The following is a 2762-nucleotide window of genomic DNA, read 5'->3' on the forward strand; positions in this document are numbered from 1 at the left end:
GGGGAGTCGGCAACCGACGACAACGCCGCAGATGTGCGTGCCCCACCCCGCGTCTCCGCCGTGATCGACCGGACAGGTCCTAATCCGCGGCGCGGCGGTCCACGTACTCGTACACCGCCCCGTCGGGGTGTCTGGCGATGAGGTTGCGCCCCGCGGGTGTGGGCACCGGCCCCGCCAGAATGAGGGCTCCGGACTCGCTGAGCACCCGATGGGCCTCATCGACATCCTTGACGGCGATGGTCGCGGCGACCTTGCGCAGGATGTCCAGCTCGGCCTCGGGTCCACTCATCAGCAGGAAACAGCCGACCGCGGCGACGGACACCCCTCCGCGCTCGAACCGCAGGGCGTGCCCACCCGCCAGTCTCTCGTAGAAGGGGACCGAAGCCTCCAGGTCGTCGACGCAGATACGCAGCGTGGCTCCCAGAATCTCCATGGGGACGAGCCTAGGGCCTGTCCGGCGGATCATGCCGGAGACGCGGGGTCTGGCACGCCGATCTGCGGCGTTGTCGTCACTCTCCCCCACGCTCGGCTTCGCTCGCGCGGGGGGACCCCCATCGCTCCGCGTCGACTCCTTCCTCCGCCTTGCAGCTCGACGCACCAGACCCCGCTCACCTGCGCTGACGGCGACCGGTCCCGCGGTCCGAGGACCGGAATTCGGACCTCGGACCGCGACCTGTCCTCGACTGTCACGCCGACTTCTCAGGACGTGGATCTACCACCTGTACCAGCGGCCCCGGGCCCCCGTCGCGTTCGTGCCGCGGAGCAGGAATCCCAGCAACCACACCACGAGAACCACCAGTGCGATCCACCAGAGAAGGTCTAGCGCGAATCCGGCACCGAAGAGAATCAGGGCCAGCAGCAGTACCAGCAGGATGGGAACCATGATGTATACCTCCTGCTTGCCGGGTTGCCCGAAGCGGGCGGCTCACGCTTCCTTTCGGCAGAGAACCTCTCCGTGCAGTACGGAGAACCAGCCGTCCTCCTGCCGCCCCCACTCCCGCCACGCCTCCGACACGGCGCGCAGCTGCTCGGTGGTGGCGTGGCCGCCCTCCGTGGCGCGGTCCGCGTACGCCGAGGCCAGCGTGCGATCCGCCCACAGCCCGCTCCACCACTCGCGCTCGTCCTCGGTGGCGAAGGTCCACGTGCTCGACGTGGCCGTGATGTCCCTGATCCCCGCGGCCAGCGCCCACGACTTGAGACGGCGGCCGGCCGTCGGCTCGCCCCCGTTGGCGCGGGCGACGCGCAGGTACAGGTCCTGCCAGTCGGTCATGCCCGGTACCTCGGGATACCAGGTCATGGCCGAGTAGTCCCCATCACGGACGGCGATGTAGCCGCCCGGCTCGGTGACCCGGTACATCTCGCGCAGCGCCTGCACCGGGTCGCCCACGTGCTGCAGTACCTGGTGGGCGTGGACCACGCAGAAGGTGTTGTCCGGATACTCCAGTGCGTGCACGTCCGCGACCGCGAACTCGATGTTGTCCAGGCCGCGTTCGGTCGCCACGGCGCGGGCCTGCTGCAGGATCCCCGGTGCGTGGTCGACGGCGGTGACATGGCCGTCGGGCACCAGCGCCGCCAGGTCGGCGGTGATGGTGCCCGGGCCGCAGCCGATGTCCAGGATCTTCATGTGCGGCTTCAGGGAGTCGAGCAGGTACGCCGCCGAGTTGGCGGCGGTGCGCCAGGTGTGCGAACGCAGCACGGACTCGTGGTGGCCGTGCGTGTAGACGGCGGTCTCCTGCGACTTCGACATGACCGTTCCCTTCGCGGTGGACGAACGTGCCTCGCGAAGTCGCTGAGCGGCGCTCCGCGAGGACGGTACGCATCACCGTACGCGCGCATGTCGAATGATGAGACCTTGATCTTGAGATGTGGACTGACGGGTGGTCAGGAAAGGGTCAGGAGGGCGTGAGGAAGGAGTCAGGGAGGGGTCGGTGAGGAGGAGGAGGTGACGCTCACGTCCGTCCGGTGGGTACTCGTGTCGGGGAGGGCGGGCGCGGGCGAGTGCGCGCGGGGCGGGCCGGTGGGGTGGGGGGTGCGAGCCGGTCGAGGGTCGGGACCAGGCCCCGTACGGCGTACGCGGCGGCCGCGCCCAGGGCCGCGCCCGCGAGGACGTCGCTCGGGAAATGGGCGCCGGTGTAGACGCGGGACAGCGCCACCGCCGTCGCGAGCGGCGCCACCGCGGCGCCCCAGCCGCGCGACTCCAGTGCCACGCCCGTGGCGAAGGCGGCGGCCGACGCGGAGTGGCCGGACGGGAACGAGGTGGTGATCGGCTGCCGCTTCAGCTGCCGGGCCAGGGGGACCGGGTCCAGGGGCGGGCGGGGGCGGCGCACCGAGCGTTTGCCGACGGTGTTGATCGTCGCGGAGGCGAGGGTCAGCGAGGCGAGGCCCCTTGCGGCTGCTCGGCGGGCCCTTGGGGTGCGGGTCGCTGCGAGGGCTGTCGCCATGGCGAACCACAGGGCGCCGTGGTTCGCGCTGTGGCTGAGCCTGGGCAGGAGGCGGTCGCATCCTGGCCAGTGGCGGGTGGCGACCGCCCGGAAGAGGCGGGAGTCGGCGGCCAGGAGGCGGCTGCGGAGTGTGTGGGGGCCCGGGGGGTGGACGGTGAGGTCGATGTCTGGGGTGAGGGGCATGGGGTGCGGGTACCCAGGTGGGGGTGTTTTCGCCCCCGCCGCCCCTACCCGTCCCATCCCCGGGGGCTCCGCCCCCAGACCCCCGCCAGGGGCGCTGCGCCCCCTGGACCCCCGCCTTCGCCCGAAGGGCTCGTCCTC

Annotated in this window: 3 protein-coding genes and 1 pseudogene; all 4 read right to left on the minus strand. The window is 71.4% G+C overall.

Going from position 1 to position 2762, the window contains the following annotated elements; genetic code table 11:
- Positions 1-79 precede the first annotated feature (79 nt).
- Entirely contained in the window at positions 80-433 is a 354-nt protein-coding gene (locus ACX28W_RS43775; RefSeq protein WP_459005668.1) for a VOC family protein, read from the minus strand.
- 279 nt (positions 434-712) lie between these two features.
- On the minus strand, positions 713-883 hold the full coding sequence (locus ACX28W_RS43780; RefSeq protein WP_459005669.1) for a hydrophobic protein: 171 nt from the start codon (positions 881-883) through the stop codon (positions 713-715).
- A gap of 42 nt (positions 884-925) precedes the next feature.
- Complete coding sequence (locus tag ACX28W_RS43785; protein ID WP_459005670.1) at positions 926-1747, minus strand: class I SAM-dependent methyltransferase; 822 nt, start codon at positions 1745-1747, stop codon at positions 926-928.
- Positions 1748-1982: 235 nt separating this feature from the next.
- A pseudogene (locus ACX28W_RS43790) lies at positions 1983-2624 on the minus strand (phosphatase PAP2 family protein); the annotation flags it as partial.
- Positions 2625-2762: the final 138 nt, after the last annotated feature.

The sequence above is a fragment of the Streptomyces sp. SD15 genome (genome assembly GCF_054462255.1).

Coding starts and splice junctions, on each gene's coding strand:
- ACX28W_RS43775 (WP_459005668.1), bottom strand. CDS start 433: ATGGAGATTCTGGGAGCCACGCTGCGTATCTGCGTCGACGACCTGGAG.
- ACX28W_RS43780 (WP_459005669.1), bottom strand. CDS start 883: ATGGTTCCCATCCTGCTGGTACTGCTGCTGGCCCTGATTCTCTTCGGT.
- ACX28W_RS43785 (WP_459005670.1), bottom strand. CDS start 1,747: ATGTCGAAGTCGCAGGAGACCGCCGTCTACACGCACGGCCACCACGAG.